At 41.0% G+C, this 21,739-nt stretch carries 19 protein-coding genes; 7 read left to right on the top strand and 12 right to left on the bottom strand.

The window, feature by feature from the left end; all coding sequences use genetic code 11:
• Positions 1 to 24 precede the first annotated feature (24 nt).
• From IMZ31_RS01795 to IMZ31_RS01785, 3 genes are read right to left on the bottom strand one after another with little or no spacing between them, the layout of a single operon-like run.
• Positions 25 to 2,241 (bottom strand): transglutaminase-like domain-containing protein, encoded by a 2,217-nt coding sequence (locus IMZ31_RS01795; protein ID WP_207528959.1) that lies wholly within the window; start codon positions 2,239 to 2,241, stop codon positions 25 to 27.
• Positions 2,241 to 3,506 carry a DUF58 domain-containing protein gene (locus tag IMZ31_RS01790; protein WP_207528958.1) on the bottom strand — a complete coding sequence of 422 codons (1,266 nt, stop codon included), beginning with the start codon at positions 3,504 to 3,506 and terminating at the stop codon, positions 2,241 to 2,243. The genes IMZ31_RS01795 and IMZ31_RS01790 overlap by 1 nt, the downstream gene beginning before the upstream one ends.
• 3 nt (positions 3,507 to 3,509) lie before the next feature.
• Positions 3,510 to 4,469: an AAA family ATPase gene (locus IMZ31_RS01785; protein WP_207528957.1), complete on the bottom strand. Its 960-nt coding sequence runs from the start codon at positions 4,467 to 4,469 to the stop codon at positions 3,510 to 3,512.
• 271 nt (positions 4,470 to 4,740) lie between these two features.
• Here IMZ31_RS01785 and IMZ31_RS01780 point away from each other — a divergent pair, with 271 nt between their 5' ends.
• Positions 4,741 to 6,384, top strand: coding sequence for a glycoside hydrolase family 68 protein (locus IMZ31_RS01780; RefSeq protein ID WP_207528956.1), 1,644 nt, complete (start codon positions 4,741 to 4,743; stop codon positions 6,382 to 6,384).
• 106 nt (positions 6,385 to 6,490) lie between these two features.
• Here the strand turns inward: IMZ31_RS01780 and IMZ31_RS01775 are convergent, their stop codons facing one another.
• Entirely contained in the window at positions 6,491 to 6,769 is a 279-nt protein-coding gene (locus IMZ31_RS01775) for a hypothetical protein (RefSeq protein WP_207528955.1), read from the bottom strand.
• A gap of 241 nt (positions 6,770 to 7,010) precedes the next feature.
• Here IMZ31_RS01775 and IMZ31_RS01770 point away from each other — a divergent pair, with 241 nt between their 5' ends.
• Complete coding sequence (locus IMZ31_RS01770) at positions 7,011 to 7,901, top strand: fructose bisphosphate aldolase (protein WP_207528954.1); 891 nt, start codon at positions 7,011 to 7,013, stop codon at positions 7,899 to 7,901.
• 293 nt (positions 7,902 to 8,194) lie between these two features.
• On the opposite strand, the gene IMZ31_RS01765 is transcribed toward IMZ31_RS01770, so the two are convergent.
• From IMZ31_RS01765 to IMZ31_RS01745, 5 genes are all read right to left on the bottom strand, one after another.
• Positions 8,195 to 9,229, bottom strand: a complete 1,035-nt coding sequence (locus tag IMZ31_RS01765; RefSeq protein WP_207528953.1) for an aldose epimerase family protein — start codon at positions 9,227 to 9,229, stop codon at positions 8,195 to 8,197.
• A gap of 29 nt (positions 9,230 to 9,258) precedes the next feature.
• The gene (locus IMZ31_RS01760; protein WP_207528952.1) at positions 9,259 to 10,170 is read right to left on the bottom strand and encodes an ArsR/SmtB family transcription factor; all 912 of its coding nucleotides are present in this window, start codon (positions 10,168 to 10,170) and stop codon (positions 9,259 to 9,261) included.
• A 98-nt stretch (positions 10,171 to 10,268) separates the two neighbouring features.
• The gene (locus IMZ31_RS01755) at positions 10,269 to 11,669 is read right to left on the bottom strand and encodes an MFS transporter (RefSeq protein WP_207528951.1); all 1,401 of its coding nucleotides are present in this window, start codon (positions 11,667 to 11,669) and stop codon (positions 10,269 to 10,271) included.
• A gap of 17 nt (positions 11,670 to 11,686) precedes the next feature.
• Positions 11,687 to 13,498 (bottom strand): glycoside hydrolase family 2 protein, encoded by a 1,812-nt coding sequence (locus tag IMZ31_RS01750; protein WP_207528950.1) that lies wholly within the window; start codon positions 13,496 to 13,498, stop codon positions 11,687 to 11,689.
• Between the two features lie 349 nt (positions 13,499 to 13,847).
• A complete protein-coding gene (locus IMZ31_RS01745) occupies positions 13,848 to 14,498 on the bottom strand; it encodes an SDR family oxidoreductase (protein WP_207528949.1) in 651 nt (216 codons plus the stop codon).
• A 247-nt stretch (positions 14,499 to 14,745) separates the two neighbouring features.
• Between IMZ31_RS01745 and IMZ31_RS01740 the strand changes: the two genes are divergently transcribed.
• The gene (locus tag IMZ31_RS01740) at positions 14,746 to 15,285 is read left to right on the top strand and encodes a general stress protein (protein ID WP_207528948.1); all 540 of its coding nucleotides are present in this window, start codon (positions 14,746 to 14,748) and stop codon (positions 15,283 to 15,285) included.
• A gap of 295 nt (positions 15,286 to 15,580) precedes the next feature.
• On the opposite strand, the gene IMZ31_RS01735 is transcribed toward IMZ31_RS01740, so the two are convergent.
• Positions 15,581 to 15,799 carry a hypothetical protein gene (locus IMZ31_RS01735; protein WP_207528947.1) on the bottom strand — a complete coding sequence of 73 codons (219 nt, stop codon included), beginning with the start codon at positions 15,797 to 15,799 and terminating at the stop codon, positions 15,581 to 15,583.
• A gap of 368 nt (positions 15,800 to 16,167) precedes the next feature.
• Between IMZ31_RS01735 and IMZ31_RS01730 the strand changes: the two genes are divergently transcribed.
• A complete protein-coding gene (locus tag IMZ31_RS01730) occupies positions 16,168 to 16,929 on the top strand; it encodes a coiled-coil domain-containing protein (RefSeq protein WP_207528946.1) in 762 nt (253 codons plus the stop codon).
• 74 nt (positions 16,930 to 17,003) lie between these two features.
• Here IMZ31_RS01730 and IMZ31_RS01725 read toward each other — a convergent pair whose 3' ends face one another.
• Entirely contained in the window at positions 17,004 to 17,678 is a 675-nt protein-coding gene (locus IMZ31_RS01725; RefSeq protein ID WP_207528945.1) for a hypothetical protein, read from the bottom strand.
• 188 nt (positions 17,679 to 17,866) lie between these two features.
• On the opposite strand from IMZ31_RS01725, the gene IMZ31_RS01720 reads away from it, so the two are divergent.
• Positions 17,867 to 18,013, top strand: a complete 147-nt coding sequence (locus IMZ31_RS01720; protein WP_207528944.1) for a hypothetical protein — start codon at positions 17,867 to 17,869, stop codon at positions 18,011 to 18,013.
• 186 nt (positions 18,014 to 18,199) lie between these two features.
• On the opposite strand, the gene rlmD is transcribed toward IMZ31_RS01720, so the two are convergent.
• Positions 18,200 to 19,720: a 23S rRNA (uracil(1939)-C(5))-methyltransferase RlmD gene (rlmD, locus tag IMZ31_RS01715; protein WP_207528943.1), complete on the bottom strand. Its 1,521-nt coding sequence runs from the start codon at positions 19,718 to 19,720 to the stop codon at positions 18,200 to 18,202.
• A 253-nt stretch (positions 19,721 to 19,973) separates the two neighbouring features.
• Here rlmD and IMZ31_RS01710 point away from each other — a divergent pair, with 253 nt between their 5' ends.
• Both IMZ31_RS01710 and IMZ31_RS01705 read left to right on the top strand, forming a co-directional pair.
• Positions 19,974 to 20,891, top strand: coding sequence for an ABC transporter ATP-binding protein (locus IMZ31_RS01710; RefSeq protein ID WP_207528942.1), 918 nt, complete (start codon positions 19,974 to 19,976; stop codon positions 20,889 to 20,891).
• Entirely contained in the window at positions 20,888 to 21,664 is a 777-nt protein-coding gene (locus tag IMZ31_RS01705; RefSeq protein ID WP_207528941.1) for an ABC transporter permease, read from the top strand. Before IMZ31_RS01710 ends, IMZ31_RS01705 begins: the two co-directional genes overlap by 4 nt.
• Positions 21,665 to 21,739 lie beyond the last annotated feature (75 nt).

The raw sequence follows: 21,739 nt of genomic DNA, 5'->3' as shown, positions 1-21,739 counted from the left end.
TTCTATCAATCTAACGAATCCCGGTCAAGACAACGTCTTTTTAATTAAATTTTCCCACAATTCGCGCATTTTCCCCCAAGGATGTTGGGTTGAATCTTTTTGGTAAACAAGTCGCTCGTAATGATAGGTTAATTGCCCCATCTCTTGGGTTCTATAATGATCATCGACAGAATGAGCGAACTCTTGTAAGGTCTGTCCACTTGATCGATTCAAATCTTCTTTCTTATCTAAAACTTTTAAGAGGAATTCATAAGCTGTTTCATAATTATGCTGACCTGGGTTCTGAATATACTTTCTCCTATAATACATGGCCAGCAAATGATAGCGATATTTATACGCCAGTCCGAGAGATGCAAGGACAACAAGAACCAGTACAATCCATAACCATGTAGGAACAGTAAAACTTCCTCCACCATCATTGGATTCGTCTGTCTTACCCGCCATGTCTTGCTCGTCCATTTCAGGTGTTTGTTCTTGGTTTTGTTCTAGCTGTTCTTGTAAATTCTCGTCAACCTCCGAAGACTCTTCGTCATCTCCCTCAGTATCTTCTATATAAAAGTCTGTATGGTTTCCAAACCCTTTTGTCGGCTCAAAAGCTACCCAACCTACATCAGGGAAATAGACTTCTACCCAAGAGTGAGCGTTAGCGCTCGTTACCTGATAGACGTTCTTAAGTTCGCCATCCACTTCTATTGTGTCAATTTGTTCACCGCCCGTGAAACCTTTAGCCCACCTGGCAGGAACCCCAACACTTCGCAGGAGAACGACCATTGAAGTAGAGAAGTTATCACAGTAGCCGACTTGAGTGTCAAGCAAGAACTGCGAGGTATAATCCTCTCCTTCATCTGGAACAGGAATATTCTTCGTACTATATTCGAACCCGTTCTGTTGGAAGTATTCTTCAACCGCCCGCGCTTTCTCATATCGGTTGCTACTCTCAGCGACAATCTCTTCCGCTAAATCTCTAACCTGTTCTGGTAAGCTCTCTGGCAATTGCGTATATGCCTGATCAATTTGTGGCGGATCATCCATTCCACTCTCCGCAAGCTGCGAGAAAGAGAAACTAGGCTGAGCATACCCAATCTCATACCCATTTAGCTGAAATGATTCTCCGTTCTTTTGAGGAATAATCTCCCCTGTAGTTGGGTTAATCACTAAGGTGTCTGCTTCGCTGTTCGACACTTTTTCAATACCATATGGATAGACAAGCTTTGAAAACGTGGCATTATCATTCATAGCGATCGTTGCCACCTTGTCTTCACGCTCAACAGCATCAGTAAAGTAACCTAAGTTAATATCATTCGCTACCGGCTGCTCGATTGGATTCCCCTCACTGGATCGAATCCAGCCTTTCCCCGTATAAACATCTTTTGTCTCGATACGCCAATAATGTTCACGATCGGCTACCGCTTGAAAGACAGGAGTATTATCTTGGACAAAGGAGCCACCTAATTGTTCGTCGTTCGTACCATATCCAACCTTTTGAATCGCATTGCCACCTGAACCTCCTACGCCGTTCACCGCTCCTTGGATAAAAGGAACGGGGTCGGGCCATTGAGGGGCTTTCTTCGGAGCCGCATAGCCAATCAAACTAGCAAATAAGACTACGACCATTAGCGGAATAATCCACGCCCGATAGACACGCCTCCCCCTTATCGCAATTGATTCTTTCTCCATTTCTTTAGTGAAACTGGACAAGCCCATTACAATCAACGAGATCAGGAACGTTCGAATAATCGCTCCCTTCCCTTCATATACCGTGAACGTATCCAAGACCGTCACATATACAATCGTCAATATGACAAAGAAACTCGTTCTCTTAGCTATGACAAACCAGTAATAAAGCAAGTAACTCATTAACCACAGCAAAAGCAAGAAAAGCATGCTACGAAATAATGGGGTCATCTGCCACCACTGATTCGCTACCATCACATCGAAATTATACTGAATATGGTCATACACAAATCGGAACCATTCTCCACTGAGAAACCGTTGTCCAATAAACAACCCATCTATCACAAACGCTAAGCCTATAAGTTTCATCGGAATGGTGAAAAACCACGGTAAGTGAATATACGATAAGAAAAAGCAAAATGCAGCATATACAACAAAGGCAGCCATGTTAGCCGTATCCGTAATTTGATCTAAAGGTCTGAGCCATTCCCAGAACAGTAAGAATCCACAAAGATAAACGATCCCTCTAAACAAAGATTGATTACGCTCGATTGGGTCGTTCGCCATTATGTACTCACCTCAAATTTCGCTTGTGTCATTTCTGATTCTGACAAGACATTAACAACAACGCCATTCACACCTAACTCACGAAGTAACTGCCGTTGTTCACTCGTTATATGTTCTTTTGCTTCTATATAAAAGAAAACAACTCGCGCATGTTTTTGTTTCAACCGAATAACGGATGTTTTTAATGAAGGAGTGAGAGTTCTCGTCACAACCATAACGATTAAGTGATTCGGCAATCCTTGTTGCTGCTTCAATAACGATTCAGCAAACGTTGTCTTCCCAACTGGTTCAACCTTTGATAAATATTGATTCATCCCATCATACTGAGTACGGTCTTTCGTGAAAGGAAAGAATTTATGCTCACTCCCCAAAACCAAGAACGCAAGCTGAGACTCCCTTCTCTTATAGCTCTCAATGATGGATGCCGTCAACTCCACACTTCCTTCAAACGCTAATCTTTTCTCTCCAATACCTTCAGTAGCATCAAGTACAAGCAACACATCCGAACTCTTCTGTTGCTCGAATTCCTTCGTCATCATAGCATTCTTCTTAGCTGATGTTTTCCAGTCAATCCAAGAGAATCTGTCTCCTGGTGCATATTCCCTTACCCCCGTCACGACAGTGGTATCCCGCTTCGTTTGAGAATAGGAAGGAGCTGCACCCTCGTCAAAGCTGTTCACCCGCTTAGTCATTCCTATCCCCCTTCTGTGAGGATATACAAGCACTCGGCCAGGCACGGTGTAATAAGCTTGCTTTGATACAAACCCAAAGAAGTCGCCTGTCTTCACTCGTATACTATGAAAATGGTGCTCCCCCCGTGGTAGATAGGGAAATTCATAATGAAAGTGGATGGAACGCTTAAACCAAGGAAATGCTACACGTTTAATCCGTTTTGCCTTTCTAAGTTCATCAGGATTACCCATATATTGATAGCCTTCTGATTTCGTCCCGATTCTGTTTAGCGTTTCAGGAACATATTCCTCGATGACACAATAATAAAGCGGAAACGGCAATTTCCTCTCTATATGAACGTCAACAGCTAACGTATCTCCAGATTGAAACATATATTTAGACAACGTCCGATCTATATCCCAATTGGAGATCGGATAGATTAATACTCCTAGCATATATAGAAGAAACGGAAGCATCCCGTAAAACAGAAACCAACTAACAAAGCCACCCTGAAACATAGCATAAGCGTATAAAATGACGAAAAGAAGAATCGTAAACACAAATTTCGCTACGACATTGACTGTTTGCTTCATCCGTTATTTTTCCTTACGCACAGGGATTGAGACTTTTTGCAGTATGTCGTTCACTAAATCTTCTGAGGTCATCCCCTCAAATTTCGCTTCTGAATTCAGAATGAGACGATGAGATAACACGAAAGGTGCTAAATATTTCACATCATCCGGAAGAACAAAGTCTCTGTCTTGGATAAAGGCATACGCTTTTGCTGCTTTCATGAGCGCGATCGATCCACGGGGACTTACACCAAGGTAAGCGGACGGATGGCGTCTTGTCTCCGAAACGACATTTACGATATAGCGTTGAATATTTGGATCAACATACACCTCTGCAGCTCGATTCTGTAATTCAATCAGCTCTTCCTTCGTCATAACAGCCTGAACCCGGTTTATTGGGTGGTCATTAGATATTAAGTCAAGCATCTGCATCTCTTCAGCTGCAGAAGGATACCCCATATTTAATTTCAATAAGAAACGATCCAACTGAGCTTCTGGTAGCGGGTATGTCCCTTCATATTCAATTGGATTTTGAGTAGCCATAACGAAGAATGGACGTTTAAGTTCAATCGTATTCCCATCAACCGTTACATGACTTTCTTCCATTCCTTCTAATAAAGAAGACTGCGTTTTCGGCGAGGTACGATTGATTTCATCTGCAAGCACAATATTCCCTAAGAGCGGGCCAGGACGAAATTCAAATTCAAGAGTTTTCGGATTATAAATCGAAACACCTGTCACATCAGAAGGTAATAGGTCTGGTGTGAATTGAATACGTCTAAATTCACAGTCAACTGACTTGGATAGTGTTCGAACAAGCATTGTTTTCCCTACACCCGGAACATCTTCTAAGAGAACATGACCCTTCGCGAGTAAAGCTACAATGCTTAATGTTGTCACTTGTTCTTTTCCGATCATGACACTCTGTATATTCGCGAATAGATCATGTACTTTTCCATGAGCTAAGTAAGTTTGCTGAGGCATGTTATTCGATTCCTCCTATGAAATAATCTCCTAATATCTATTAGAATTTTTTGTCTATTCCAACTATACTACATCCTACTAGGCTATGTGCAGTAGAATGCGCAGGAAATATATCGGAAATAAATCCCTCCTCCCCCTACAACCGCCTGCATTTACTAAAATAAGCATTTTCACCGGACAGTTTGTCTATACCAATCTCATCTTCTCGCATAGTGTATAGCAAGCTTCTAAAAATAGAAGCAAATTTATGTGTTGGAAAGGAATTGGTAGAATGCATCATCATAACAACTGTCAGTGCAAGCACGACAGCGGACATTATCATGATAAGGATGGTCGCTGTCGCAAATGTAAAAAGTTCTGTAGAAAATTCGAATGTTGCTTAGAGGAGAACCGAGGCGCTTCCCCATCTGCTTGGACCAGACAACAAGCTGATCAAATTCGAATCACTTCAGAAAACGCTGCACCAATCATTGAAGAACCATTTGAAGATACGGCTCCAGACCTATGGGTTTGGGATACGTGGCCTCTTCGTGAGAAAGATGGTTCAATCGCAGTCCTTCCTGGAGGATGGCGTGTCATTTTCTCTTTAACAGCTCCAAGAAGCGTGCTACCTGGTAAACGTCACGATATTGCAACGATCCGTTACTTCTATGCTCGCGATGGCCAAGACTGGATTCCAGGAGGCGTAGTTTTCCCTGAAGGGGACGCGTTAGGCTCTCGTCAGTGGGCTGGATCAGCTTTTGTAGAAAACGGTGAAATATTCTTCTTCTACACAGCTACCGGTCGTCGCAATGAAGCACAAGTCACGTACGAACAACGCATGGCTTTCGCAAAAGGAGAAGTTTTCTCTGACTTAAATGGTGTTTTATTCAATAACTGGGAAGAGCACTCCATCATCCTAGTTCCAGATGGCGAGTTCTATCAAACTCAGGAACAATCAAGCGGTGGGATTATTTACTCGTTCCGTGATCCTTGGTATTGGATTGATCCGGAAAGCGGCTGTGAATATATTATTTTTGAAGGAAACACCGCAACACCTCAACAGCCAGTCGACCGAGAGTGTAATCCTGAGAACATCGGGGACGGAGACTATCGAAGCGGGAATGACGTACCGAACGGCTCAGCTAACTTTAATGGAAACGTAGGGGTGGCCCTTCTTCGCAGTAGCGATTATCGCGAGTGGGAACTCCTTCCTCCAATCCTTGAAGCAGACTGTGTGAACCAACAGCTTGAGCGACCACACATTGTATATGTAGGCGGACGGTACCACCTGTTTATTGTAAGTCACCAATTTACGTTTGCCCCAGGACTTGATGGTCCAGATGGTCTGTATGGTTTCGTAGCGAACGACTTCCGCGGTAACTATGTTCCATTAGGCGAAGGCGGACTCGTTGTAGCGAACCCACCTGAAGAACCATTCCAAGCTTATTCTTGGATCGTACTACCAGACTTGTCTACGCTAAGCTTTATTAACTACTACAACCTTGAAGGTGTTAGCTTGGATCAATTGCCATCACTACCGGATCAATTCGTCTTTAACCGCTTCGGCGGAACGTTAGCGCCTACGTTGCAACTATCTATTAATGGAACAGAAACACAAATCGTAAACGAATTAGCTCAAGGACTCGTAATGGAATCATCTACAGAAAGCGCCCCTTTCACACCACGTTGTGAGCGTGATGGAAATTGCGGAGGCGGTCGTAGAGGTTACGGAAATGACATGGATGAAGACATGGAAATGGAAGAAGACATGATGAACAACGGCATGTCTGATGATGGAATGTACGGTGGCTGTGGACGTGGAGGCCATGGTGGTCATGGCAAACGCCATAAAGATGTCGTTTGTGAATGTGAAGTAGATCGAAACGGCAACGTATGTACGCATTGTAACCGACCAAGATGTCGTAGAAAATAAATAATTATTAAAAAGGAGGTTCCCTGGTGGGAGCCTTCTTCTTTATTTGTAGTTGATGATTATAGCGGGATATTGGAATTATTTCACCCTACTGATCTTGCATTCTTTATGATGAAACTTCGATAGTAAACTTTTTATACGTAATGACTCCCACTATGACAAAGGCTCCTAAACCCACCAAAGTCAAAAGAGGTGATACGGTGTAGAGTTTTGTCACGGCGTAGACGAGCATTGCAGTGAGATAGATACACAGACCATACTTCACTTTACTCCGCTCAAGAAACGCTCGCTTCAGCAAGACCGTCATCCCAACAGCCCCTAACACAAAGAAAAACAGAAAACACAACCCTAACACAATACCCCAAATTCCTTGAAAGAAATTCAAGTCTAATCCCCTTTCGCCCCCTCTATTTATTTCCAATTTTATCATATTGAAAGGGCTCCTGACAGTTAAAGGGTCTTACTATTGATGTTGAAAATATGTTCGATCGTAATCAACTAGACCATTTATTTATTCATCTAACTTATAAGGACAATTAAACTGTCATTTTTTCTATATCCAATGTTAGGGATCCGACATAAAGGGGAAGGATACTAGTGGACTTTTCAAAAAAGGAGTGGGAACCATGAACAACAAACAATTCGATAAAATCAAAAACGGTAAAGGATTTATTGCCGCACTTGACCAAAGTGGCGGAAGTACGCCGAAAGCACTAGCAGACTACGGCGTACCTGAAGATGCTTATTCTGGTGAAGACGAGATGTTTGACCGGGTTCACCAAATGCGTACACGCATCATAACGTCTCCTGCTTTTGATTCAGATAAGATCCTAGGCACGATTCTTTTCGAACAAACGATGGACCGTGAAATCGAAGGCAAATATACAGCTGACTACCTGGCTGACAACGACATTGTTCCGTTCCTCAAAGTGGACAAAGGATTAGCTGACAAAGAAAATGGCGTACAGCTTATGAAACCAATTCACGACTTAGAAGAAACATTACGCCGTGCCAATGAACGAAACATCTTCGGTACTAAGATGCGCTCTGTAATCCATGAGCCAAACCCATCAGGTATCAAAGCTGTCGTTGACCAGCAATTTGAAGCTGGTAAGCAAATTATCGCAGAAGGCCTTGTGCCAATTATAGAACCAGAAGTAAACATTCACAGTGAGGATAAAGAAAAATCCGAAGAAATTCTACGTGATGAAATCCTGAAGAACTTAAACGACCTCACAGAAGACGAAAACGTGATGCTTAAGCTTTCTATTCCAACGAAAGCGAACACGTACAAGGAGCTAGCAGAGCACCCACGTGTCGTACGTGTCGTTGCCTTATCAGGCGGCTATTCACGTGACGAAGCAAATGAGAAGTTGAAAGAAAATGAAAACCTAATCGCAAGCTTCTCTCGTGCCTTGATCGCTGACTTGAATGCCAATCAATCTGACGAAGAATTCAACAAGTCACTACAGCACGCTGTAGACGTCATTTATGATGCTTCTGTAAACAAGAAATAACTAAACCAAAAGCCTCCCATTAATGGGAGGCTTTCGTGTGTTTCAGGATTTTTCATACTCGTGATTGAGAGAATGTTTCCGTTTACCTTATGAGAGCGTAAGGTGGTTCGGGAAATCACTCGCTTTCCGCGGCCCCACACGACGTGGGGTCGCGGAAAGCGAGCCGTTCCCAAGACACCCCAACCACTCAAAAAACATAACGGCCCCCTCTACCTGAAAATGGCTCAGCTCGAAACCTCCTATATGATGAGAGGTATATTCATTGATCAAACGTTTGATCAATAATCTCTAACTCATACAGTCCCAAAGGAAAACGTGGTGTACTTCTCATAAAGCTCACCAGCTTTTAGTCGAACGTCTGGGAAGCCTTCGTGATGAAGAGAGGCTGGTGAAGCTTGTGTTTCTAAACACATTGCATCATGCTTCTTAGCAGGGCCGCTTGCTAATTTATGATCTTCCATCAGATTATTCCCTGTGTAAAACACGATAGCTGGCTGATTCGTCATAAGCTTCATAACTCTTCCGCTCTCTTCATCTTTAACGACGACATTCTCTTCCTTATCGTGATTAAAGAGAAATGAATGGTCAAATCCAGAGTTCGCCAAGGCCATTTGCGGATGATTGGAACCAAGCCTATCTCGTAATAGAGTCTCCTCTCTTAAATCAAAAGGAGTTCCTTGAACCGATTGGATCTTTCCTGTTGGGATCAAGTTTGAATCTAATTCGACAAACTGATTACTATCGAATTGGATCTTTTGATCATGAATCGTTCGTTTAGTATCCCCACTTACATTAAAATAGCTATGATTCGTTAGTGTAAGAGCCGTGTCTTGATCACTCTTTGCCCTGTATGAAATGGTGAACTGGTTCTCATTGTTTAATTGATAGGTTACTTCAACAGAAAGGTTTCCAGGATAGCCACCTTCTAAATGAGGACTGTCATGAGTAAGAATTACCCCTACCTTATCCTCTTCTTGGAACGGAGATAGCTCCCATAGTTTCGTATGAAAGCCTTGTTCGCCTCCATGTAATGAATTCTTTCCTTCATTCTCATGTAAATGATAATCTTCACCATTTATAGAAAACGATGCTCCATCTACTCGTCCTGCTATTCTGCCTATTAAAGCCCCAAGAAAGTTTGGGTCATGGATATAATCTTCATAATTCTCATAAGCCAGAACTACATTTTCTACATGCCCATTTTGATCAGGGACGTTGATTCCTGTAATCGTTCCCCCATAGTTTAGAAAGCTGACCGACATACCAGCGTCGTTCGTCAACGTAACCTCTTTCCAATCGTTTACTGTCAAATGTTCTGTAATGTTCATTTATGAACACCTCCAAATCCTTGTCCTCGTTAGGCGTATTTAATATTCATCTTAATCCCCTGCTCATAATGACCGAATTTCTCTCCGAATAGATTCATGCCGCCTTTATTAACTGCATCTTCTTTAATGCCTAGCTTGAAAGCAATGTAAGGAAGATCACTCAGTTCTAAATCATGAATGTTAATATCTGAGACTTTTTCGTTATCGATAAAACTTCCTTCTTCATTGACTTTCCACTGTTTCAGTAAGCCATATTGTGTTAAATTCGTACGCCACCATTGCGGGGTGAGTTTCCCTCTCTCACCACCAAAATCACCAGGCGAAGTCCACGTCCCAATTTCTTTATGATTGACTGAAGCTGTAATATCCGATGGCCAATCCAATTTGAAATTCGGCGCTTCTGAACAGAGCTCTGCACTAAACACGATTTCCTTAGCTGTATAACCATGTGGAATTCGGTTCGGAAGCCTATATTCCACGTAACCATCTTTAAAATAAAGTAACTGTGCATGTTTACGCTCAGGTTCATAGAAAGAACGAGGATCATCTTGAACCCCAATGTAATCCTTCTCACCCACTACTCCGCAGTGTGGCTGGGCATAGCAGTCCAAATAATCCCCTATATTCATATCCAGTGTAATTTCATGCTCATTGAATTGCCCTTCTTTATTAAATAAGTCAATAACAATTCGATCATAGTTCATGGCACTTACTTTTTGTGTACCTCTTCCAGGTACGAGCTCGGTAATAATCAGTTCCACTTCTTCTAATTTATTGACGTGAGAAGCCGTCGTAGAGAAAGGAAGATCAAGCTTCTCGGCTAACTCGTTCACATTATGTGGCTTTTCACTTAATAAATTTAATATCTTCACTCGTGTAGGATTGGATAATGCCTTATTAATAGGGAGCATATTTTCAAAGTTTAATGGTAGTTTCTTCATGAAAGAAGCCTCCGTGTATCCATAGTTTCCCTTAGTATAACAAAATCTTTCTTCTCAAAATAAATGCTCCCTATTATTTTCTTTAGGCTACACCTTGATTACTTCTGTGGGTAGACTTGAGGGTATTTCTTTCGAACACGTAATTTCTCAACAATATCTTTGTACTCTGTTTCTGTGTAAGAATAGAAGTACATAATGATCAAGCGAATAAGTGAACCAAGAGCAGGAAGCAGGGCAATGACGAAGAATAGCATGTCCATTGTAAATTCGCTCTGAGCCTGATTCGACTGATAATTTATTGCTGTTAAGATCAAACCTGTAGCACCACCAGATACCGCAACTGACAACTTCCCGGTAAATGTCTGGCCCGAGAAGACAACCGCTTCGTTTCTTTTTCCTGTCTTATACTCCGTATACTCAATCGTTTCAGCTAGCATCCCAGAGATGAGTGGTCCAGTACTTGTATACAGAAGCATCGTAACCCCTATGAAGATGAGTGATACAACAACACTGCCATATCCAACAGAGAACCAAACAATTCGAACAAGGATATCGGCTGCTACAATCGCCATTAAAATGTGCTTTTTCTTATATTGTTTTGTTAGCTTAGGGATAATGAAGAACCCGATACAGCTGGCGAAACTAATAATACCAAACATCGTCATAAGTGAAGCGCTTCCAAGATTGTACGTGAAAAAGTAAATATTTAAAGCTTGCGTGATATTCATAAACACATTGCAGAAGAACACAACTAAGATCGCAAACATCGGTTTATTCGCTTTTAGCGCACGCAACCCATCCGAGAATTTCACTTTCGACTTAGGCGGCTCCACACGTTCTTTTGTATTCTTGAAACCATTTAACATAATAGGTAACGCAATGGCCATTAAAGCAATCGTAGCCAGAAGGTAACCCTGACCTGTATCGCCTCCACCGAGCCATTTTGTAAGAGGAATGAAGATTGTTGGTGATAAAGCAATCCCTGTAAATACTCCCATATTGGCAAACGTAATTAATTTAGTACGCTGCTGCGTATCCTGACTCATTACCGAGGACAGTGACCAAAATGGTACGTCAGATGCTGTATACACCATCCCCCACAAAATATACGTACCTCCAGCGTAAATCAGCTTAGCTGTCATACTTAAGCCATCTAATGGCAAGAAACAAGCAATGGTAGATAGAACGATTAAATAAGGCATGTATTTTAGATACGGTCTAAATTTCCCGTGCTTTGATTTTAGCGTATCCATAAGGGAAGCCATCATCGGGTCATTAATGGCGTCCCATGTTCTTGCGATTAGAAAGATGACACTCGCTGCTGCTGCTGAGATCCCTAAAATATCTGTATAGAAGAACAGAATGTACGTACCAATTAATCCAAAGCTTATACACTGAGCAAATCCGTACCCAAAATAAGAAGCGATCTCCTTGGTACGAATATCTTCTTTCAATTCCCCATCCGTCGGTTCTACATGTTGCTCTTTAACACTCTCCACTTTCTACTCCCCCTTAGTTATTCAAAGATAAACCCATCCGCTTTCATGCCAGCTACGATATGATAAATGCGTTTTCTATCGAATTTCTCTTCATGATTATGATCTAACAAACCATTGACCTCTTGTTCAACATCCGTAAGTTGTGTATAACAAAAGCCTTGGATTGATGGTGAATCCATAATTGATTTCATTAACTGTTCAAAGCGGTCTAGTGCTTCTTCCTCGTTCTGTGGTCTTGTACCATAACCCCAATCGTCTTCAGCTCCAGAACCATATGCAATCCCTCCGAACTCACTCATCACAATGGGTTGTCCACTATATTCATATCCATTAGCAAAGTTTTGTTTTCGACTTGTTTTAGAAGGGCTTCCATTTACGTAATCCTCTTTGTTACGATAAGCCAAAGCTAAGTCTTCTGCATTTGAGTTGTAGTCGTGAATCGTTAAGATATCCGTCAGCGTATGCTCCCACCCATCATTTCCGACAACAAGTCGTGAAGAGTCTAACGCTTTCGTCTGATAATAGAGAGCGTTTACAAAAGATTGCTGATCCTTACGGTGATAGATTTCATTTACTCCCCATGACTCATTCATTACGGTATAGACGATAACTGAAGGATGATTACGATGTTTCATCACCATTTCTCGAGTTTCGTTCATCATCGCTTCCATGGAACGATCGGTAAATTTAAAGAAGCTTGGCATCTCAGCCCACACGACTAGCCCCAGTTGATCACATAAATACATGTATCGCCTGTCCCCAATCGTTTGATGTCGCCTCACTCCGTTAAATCCCATTTCTTTTACTTTCGTTAAATCCGCTTTCATATCTTCGTAACTAGCGGTCATCAAAGAATCTTTGTAGTATCCCTGATCTAAAATGAGTTTCTGATAAAACGCCTCATCATTTAACAGAATGGCATCTCCCTTAGCTTCAATACTACGCATACCAAAATAGCTGTTAACTACATCTAAGACATGCTCATCACTCTTAAGTGTAAATGTAATATCATACAACTGCGGATTGCTCGGACTCCAATAAAATACGCGAAAGTCTGCTTCATCTGATTCAACATTAACGGTCATGCTGATGTTCTGTTGATTTGGCTTCACCCATGCTCCTGCTGTATTGATCCATTCTCCTTTGAAATACACGTTCGCTTCCAAGTAAGCGACCTTTCTATGGCGGGGAAGCTTTACCCCCAATTGAAGACTGGAATGTGTTAGATCTGGCGTCATGTTTAGGTCTTGGATATAAAGCGGAGAAACTTCCTCCATCCATACCGGTTGCCAGATGCCCGTTGTGCGTGTATACCAGCATAAGAAGTTCGTTGTTTTCCAGGACTGTTTCCCAAGTACCTGCTCCACGCTGTTACGATCTTCTACCCGAACTGCAATTGTATTTTCACCGGATTGAACAGCTGAACCAATAGAAAAGCTAAAAGGAGTGTGCCCTCCTGTATGCTCGCCTACAAACTGACCGTTCACCCATACTTTCGTATAGTAGTCCACTGCCTCAAAGTGGAGAAGCAGCTCATTTTGATGATCCTTCTCCCAATGAAATGTGCGTTTGTACCACACTACTTCATAAGGTTCCTTCGAATGGATACCAGACTTTTTACTTTGATAAGCATAAGGCACTTGAATCTGTTGAGAGAACGGCTGTGCGGAACCTTCCCATCCTTCCATTTCTCCAACTTCCCAAGCATCAAATGCAAATTCCCACTCTCCATTTAAGTCGTACCATTTATCCCTCTTAAATTGTGGTCTTGGATACTCCGTTCCTGTACTGTTCTTCTGTTCGATGCGAGATAAAGAGCTCACAACCATAACCACCGCTCCCGTTCTGTTTTTAGTAAGGGCTTTCATTTGTTATGAATTATTATTACATATAAACGCGTTTTATTACAACTAAAAATGTAATAAAAAATAAAAGGTTTCATAACAATCGAACGAATGAAGAAACAAAAAAGCCTCACCAACCATTGATGCTGGTGGTGAGAACTCTTCTTGATCAAACGTTTAATCAAGACTCAAAAACTTATTGAAAAGCCCTAGAACGGATGACCAATTGAAGTAGGTCAAAAAAATAAACCTCTCAAGGAATCGACCTTGAAAGGTTTATAAAGGGATCTCTTCATTTGTTTTACACTTAAACATTTTGCCCAATAAAAGGTTATTACAGATCCTTCACTGCATCATGAACTGACTTAGGTCCACCGACAATTTGAAATTCCTTGCCGATCGTGGACTCCTGTTGAAGACTCGCCAAAATAACGCTCGCTACGTCTTCACGTGGAATCTCGCCTCTTTCCACTTTCTCAGCAGCTTCAATTTGTCCAGTTCCTTCATCATTTGTCAGCATGCCCGGGTGGATAATTGTATAATCAAGATCCGTTCTTCTTAACCAATCATCCGCATAGTGCTTCGCGGCTACATAAGGAGAGAAAGAAGATGGAGCTTCCTGGATCGCCTCACGCGTTGTATCGAATGAGCTAATCATCACGTAACGCTTCACTCCTGCTGATTTAGCCGCTTCAATTGTTTTCACAGCACCGTCTAAGTCAATCAGCATCGTTTTATCAGGTCCTGTATTGGGACCAGAACCAGCAGTGAACACAACTGCGTCCACGCCTTCAGTTGCTTTCGTAATTTCTTCAGGTTTTCCTTCTAAATCGACAACAACCGGTTCAGCTCCTAAATCTTTAAAGTAAGATGCTTGCTCTTCTTTTCGAATCATAGCCTTTGCTTGAAGACCTTCTGTATCTTGAATCTTTTTTACAAGATGTTTCCCAACTTGTCCATTTGCACCAACTACTAGCACTTTCACTATGTTTCATCCTTTCTTGACTAACTCTTTTATTTATACCCTAATTGCTTCAATTGGCTCACACTTTTATATAACCGAAACGATTAGAAAGGAAACGAATGAATGTTCTTTCCGCTCTCCCCTCTCTCTATATATCGAATCTATTTTATGTTTACCTGTATGTTTTAATTTGCTCATTTAAGGGGTGATCTACCAATTTTTCGGGTATAGAAGATTATCAGAAGACAAACTAGGAGGATGATCTCGTATGGATACTAAGATTATAGGCGGCGTTTTCTCAGAACTAAACCATGCCGAGAACGCCATATCAGAGTTGCAACATCTTGGATATGATGCAAACGACATTTCTGTTTTCGCAAAAGAAAAGGAAAGTGTGAAGAGGTTGGAAGAGGAGAAAAATTCACCCTCCTCAAGTCATAATGAAATAGCCGATGGCACCGGAAGCGTAACTGAATTAGGAGCTATTTCCGGAAGGTCATTAGGTGGAATCGGTGGACTGCTTACCAATGTAGGACTGGTGCCTGTACCTGGTAAAGGAACATTAACGTCAGCTGGCCCGATTGCATTCAATTCTGGCGAAGAATCAGATACGGGAGGAGAAGGCGTGACACATTCCCTCCATAAAGCTGGCATACCTAAAGAAGAAGCTCAAGAGTACGAAACGTATATAAAGAATGGAAAAATCATTGTGCTTGTAGAAGCGATTGGGAATATGCAACATGATGTCTATCGAACCTTCCTGACGAACCATACTGAAAATCAATCCATGTATCCTGATTCTTATTAAAATGTCGATTTAACACCATTTATTTTGTACATTATTTTGTATATAGGGGAAGATCGTTGTTCAACACTATTGCCTTGCCTCACATTACGTCTATTTCGGTAATATTTGCCCGGAAATTGTTGTACTCCCTCTTCCCCGTTCGACATTCTTTATGTCTCCAATGGCACTGATTATGAACAAATTTGCCACTACGTCCGACTGACTCTTGTTTTCAGAGCATAGAAAAAGCGTCATTCCAATCAATGGCGCTTTTCTACTATGTATATGTAAATAGACTCCCTCTTTGGAACCCCTCTTATCTTCTTTGATGAATGTCACAATTCTTACATTTAGTTTCTTCTTCCATAGCGGCATTAAATAACACCTTGTATACTTTTTGCTCACCCTTCTCAATTTCCTCGCCGCATAACACACAGTTATTCCGATCTTTCCAACCAGGTCCAATAAAACACAGAAACAAAACTAGTCCCACAGCTAACATCGTTCCTCCATATAGTAAGAAAACCCACCACATCTTCGCCTCACCTTTCTATAGTTTAGGATATAAATACATTATGCTCTTCATTCTTCGGAGCTTTACTTTTTTGTATATATTCCAGAAACCCCAAACCATCCCTGATAACGCCTCCGATTGTTCCAGCCATTAAAAATAAAAAAAACCTTTTCCATTCGGAAGAGAGTTTCGCCAGAAAACCACTTTTTTTAAATTTAGAGATTTTGGAGATCCCTAACATCTCCCCTTTGTCGATTTATAAAGAAACATTCCCCAATTGTTCACTTCAATGACAATGAATACTACCGTAACAAATTAAATCTATATACATAAGATGGTGTTAGAGAGTATAGGCTAGTGCTTGAAGTGAGAGGAAGGGGGATCTCAGAATGAATCAAAACCTAGAAGATGCGAACATGCCGTATGAAGAAATACCTATACATGAGCAAACTGGGACAAATGGATGTTCCAAAGACATATTAGACACGAATAACGCTCTCTCAAATGGATTGAACCTTTCGGAAGATGCGCTTGTCTTTCAGCAAATCGCCTTTTACTACGAACAACAATTAGATGAATTAGGTGGACAACAAGATCATCTCACAGACGCTATTAGCAATATGAGGAACATCGTCGATTCAATTGAAAAGCAAATAGGCGCAATAAATGATACATTAGGAATAAATGACGAAACCTCCATTCTAGAAAGCACCCTTCAACAACAGGGCGAAATTAGGAATCAAATAGAACGCTTAGGAACTTCATTAATTAATGTTATTAAGCAAGAAAGCGAGAATATGGCTCAATTTATGATAACAGCTCTCGAACAATTAACAGCCAGAGTGGAAGAACAATCGAGAGACAGTCAAGTGCTCGTACAAAGTACTACTCAGAAAAAAGAAAATTTAGAAATAGCATCAACCAAATATGAAGAAAGTAATATGAACATAGAAGATTTGTATAAAGAGATTATGCTTGCAGGTAATGAGTTAAAAAAGCATAACGAAACCTTTCTGGAAATGAAAGAAGCAATAAAAGAACAATCACAGCAACTAATTGAGATTCTAACCGAATCCAATCAAAAAAGAGAGCAAAAAAAAGCCACCAGGCAACTCCCTCTACACCAGAAAATTTATAGAGGAAACATGTAATCTAGTAAAAGCCATAATAATTTATGTACGGATCCCATAGTTCTATAAGAGCTATGGGATCGTTTTTTAAATTCTTAACGTGCAGGGATGCATTTTTGAATTACTGAATCATTGATTTCGAAAGTAGCTTTAAAGCGCACAAATCTGTCTTTACAACGGCCTTCATCTAAGCTGAAAGTAGTAATCTTTTCGAAGTTCTTACATTTGTGAAGAGTCGCTTTTTCACTTCCACCCTTTACTCTGATTAGGTCACAAACATCTTTACTCATTACAGTACCACCGTTAAACAACTCGTTTAAACAGTCACAAATTTCTTGCAAGCGATCGACATCATTGTTTGGGTCAAAGTAGACGGCGTTGTCGAAGCATACGGTGTCATTACATACAATTGCTGTGGAATTATTGCCAGTCCCTGTATTTTCAGAACATACAGCCGGATCGTTAAATCGTGTTTCGATTTGATAAGGCATACAACCTTTTATAACTAGAGCAGGCGTTACAATAGTTCGCTCCGTACCACTACAAGAGAGTACAACTTCACATTGTTCGACGACACAACATAAACATGTTGGATCATAGTTAATGCGCGGATCATTAGTGCTGAAATCATTGTTAAAGAATGATGGTACCTGTTGTACACAGCATGCATCAACTTCCATGCTACAGTTACATGGATCGGTAAGAGGGGTTACACTGTTGGACTTAACCTCCATATCTTTAACCTCTTTTGTTACTTTTTCTTCACTCACTACTATCATCCTTTCTTTTTGAATTCTCTATAACCTATTCAAATGGAAAGGAAATGGTTTGAGCCAACAACCTAAAGTTAGGAAAAAAAGGGATTATTCCATTAAATGGGCTGCATCATTAAGAAAGAACTTAATAAGAAGCATATACAAATGAAAACTGACTTAACGAAGAAAAGGAGAATTATATAGTGGTTAAAAGAAGGAAATTACCAAAGAGAAAGTGCAGCAAATGTTCTAAAAAGAATAAAATCAACGGAAGCAAGCAAAGAAAAGAGCAAGCACCAAAAGCTCAAAAGAAAGATCAAATACCTGATCAGAAGCATGATAAAGCATAAATCACCCCAAAAATGTGATTTATGCTTTATTGATCTAATCCAATAAGGCCTCTCACCAATTGACCTTTCTCCAATTTTATAGCTTCTAAATTCTATAAACGAAAAAACTACCTCCTTTCGAAATAAGGAGGTAGTTTTCTTATAATTAATGTTCCCATATTATAGCTTACCTAAAAATTGAAGACATTATCGGTTCCCAGCTATGTCTTTCCTCACTAACTTCACTACAGATTCCACATGGTAAGTTTGTGGAAACATATCAACTGGCTGAATGCCATCAACCTGATACCCGTTCTTCACCAAGTACTTCAAATCACGAGCCTGCGTCTCCGGATTACACGATACATACACAACACGCTTCGGTTTAAGCTTCGCAACACTTGATAAGAACGCTTCGTCACTACCGCTTCGTGGCGGGTCCATAATAACGACGTCTGCTTTCTCACCCTTTGAAGCCATGTTGACCATAAACTCACCGGCATCTCCTTGATAGAAACGGGCATTCTTCACGCCGTTACGTTTAGAGTTACGAATGGCGTCGCGAACGGCATCTTTATTCAGCTCAACGCCAATAACGTTTCCAGCTTTCTGACTGGCAATAAGGCCGATTGTACCAATTCCGCAGTAGGCGTCGATTACAGTTTCATTTCCTTTAAGCTCTGCCATTTCTATGGCTTTCCCATACAATTTCTCCGTTTGAACCGGGTTGATTTGATAGAACGATTTAGCCGAGATCTCGAACTCCATTCCACCAAGTGTATCCGTAATCGTTCCTTTACCAAACAGGACCTTCTCCTGATCACCAAGAACCATAGACGTTTTCTTGTTGTTCACGTTCATAAGAAGGGTTGTAATTTCAGGATGAGCTTTTCGTAAAGCTGTTACGAAGTTATTCTTTCCCTTGAATTCAGATGAGGCGGTAACGAGTACTACCATAATCTCACCGCTGACCTTGCCGACCTTTATAAGCACGTGACGCAAAAAGCCTTGTCCCGTGTCTTCATTATAAGGCTGCATTTTCGAATTCTTGAGATAGTCTTTAATCGTATTCACAATCTCGTCCGCTTTCGGATCATGAATCAGACAACGATCCATTGGAATAATCTCATGGCTATTCTGAGCATAAAGGCCGCCAATGACCTGTCGATTATGATTAAGACCAAATGTTGTATGGCTTTTGTTTCGGTAATCATACGGGTGATCCATCGTCATAATCGGGAGAGGCTTGCCAAATGGCTTCATCAGTTTATCAATTGTCTTCTGTTTAAAGCGATCTTGAGCGTTATTCGTCATATGTTGGAGCTGACAGCCTCCGCACTGATAGTAATACGGGCATGGTGGCTCCACGCGTTCTTTCGCCGCGCTGATGACCCGCTTTACTTCCGCATTTACATAGGGACCCTGTCTTGTAACAAGGACTTCAGCCTTCTCACCAGGTAAAAGGTGCGGAACTTCAAGCTCTTTCCCTTCCCACTGAGCAATACCTTTGCCCTCTGAAGTCAGGCCAGAACATGTCACTTCAGCCGTTATGGCTTTACCGCCACCACGCTGACGTTTATCAGAGGCATTACGCTTGCCTTTTGATTTACTGTCTCCACGATTACCGCGCGTTGCTTGTTTCTTTCCGTACGGTTTCTCAGAACTATTGGGTTTATTTCTGGTTTTATTCCCAGACTTCTTATATCCGTTATTCTTTCGTTTATTCATAGGCACTTCCCAACTTTTCTTCTTCTTTGACACTCCATTATATACTACAGAGTGTGAACAGTAAAACTAGTAAAACTCTCCCCTTTGGGAATGGTTGCCCTACCACGCCAGTATTTTCTTTTCATCCACCATTTCCTATTCCATATAATGTAAGATTATGGTACGGTAAGTGCTGCGTTCCTATAAATGGAATGAAACCTTTTATTTACCATAAACGTAAAGGAATACAGTATCTAACAAAGGAGCTGATTGTTTGTCATCTAAACCACTTGTAGTTAAAAATCTATCAAAATCGTTTAAGAAAAAAACGATTATTGATGACCTTTCCTTCGAACTTGATAAAGGAAAAATTTATGGATTCCTCGGACCAAACGGTGCCGGAAAAACAACGACAATTCGTATGCTTGTAAGTCTTCTTCACGCTGACAAAGGAGAAATTATCGTTAATGGTCATAACTTAAAAACAGAGCGGAGCAAAGCTCTCTCAAGTATTGGAGCTGTAGTTGAAAATCCAGAGATGTATAACCTAATGTCAGGAACACAGAACATGCAACATTTCAGCCGTATGCACACGCCAAAGATTTCACAAGACAGGATTAACGAGCTCGTAGATTTTGTAGAGTTGTCAGGAGCTATTGATGATAAAGTGAAGACATATTCACTGGGTATGAAGCAAAGGCTCGGGATTGCACAGGCCCTGCTTCATAAACCATCCATCCTTATTCTTGATGAGCCAACAAATGGGTTAGATCCAAAAGGCATTCGAGAGTTGCGAAGTTATCTAAGAACCTTGGCAGATGAAGACGGGGTAACCGTACTTGTGTCCACTCACCTTTTGTCAGAAGCGGAAATGATGTGTGATGAAGTGTTGATCATCCAAGACGGGAAATTCGTAAAACAATTCTCTATGAATGAAAAGACTGAATCAGAAGAACAAAGAGTAAAGGCTTTATTCCGTGCTACTTCCAACAAGGACCTCATCCCTGTGCTCGAGAAATACGGTACAGTAGAAGAAGAAAAGAAGTACATAACTCTTTCAGAAATTGAACAAGATCAAATTCCGACCATTATTAAAGAAGCTTCAGACCAAGGAATCCTATTGTACGAAGTCATCCTAAAAGATACCCTTGAAGACCAATTCCTAGAACTGACAGGAGGCGAAAAAGCATGAGTTCTTTAATGTATAACGAACTGTTAAAGACCTGGTATCGAAATGGCGTCAAATGGTTTCTTATCATTGTGTTGGGATTATACCTTATTGTATCGATTTCCCTCCGCATCTTTTTGAACGAAGGGGCGCTTCCAACAGCTGAGTCGTTCCTGATTACTTCTCAGATGGTTATAAATGGAACATTTTTGCTGTTTTACGGAGTCATTATAACAACCTCGTCTATTACGAGCGAATTTCATAAAGGGACAATTAAGCAACTGGCGATCCGGCCTATCTCACGGCTGGCTATCCTTGGATCCAAACTAGTGAGTGGCTTTCTGGCTACCCTTATGCTAATGGTAGTCTTTAACATTATCATTTACCTTGTGTCTGTACTTCTCTTTGATGCATCATCTGCTTCTGAGAACCTCTTAGTAACAGCTGCTTTAGCTTGTTTATACAAGATTCCTGTTTACGTGTTTTACCTCTGTCTATCCGTCATTATCGGTACCTTGTTTAAAAGTACAACTGTGGCGGTTGTCTTGTTCTTTGTGATCGATACAGCGGGTAGCATGGTGACAGGTCTCCTCCAATTACTAGATTGGAATGCAAGCTACTTTATTCACCCGAACCTAACGCTTGAGATTTACAGCGACAATGAAATCATTAGCAATCAGGCCATGGTAATGGGCGGAGGAGAAGGACTTTTGTTTTCTCTTACAATCATTGCCGTTTACTCTCTCCTATTAGCCGTAATCGGTTTTTATAGATTTCAAAAGCAAGACATCGCTTGATTTAGATAGGAAAGCAAAGAACCTCAAGGTTAAACACCTTAAGGTTCTTTTTCAATAGATTTATCAAATTTACTA

The sequence above is a fragment of the Pontibacillus sp. ALD_SL1 genome (assembly GCF_017355605.1).
This window is presented reverse-complemented; position numbering and strand designations above follow the sequence as displayed.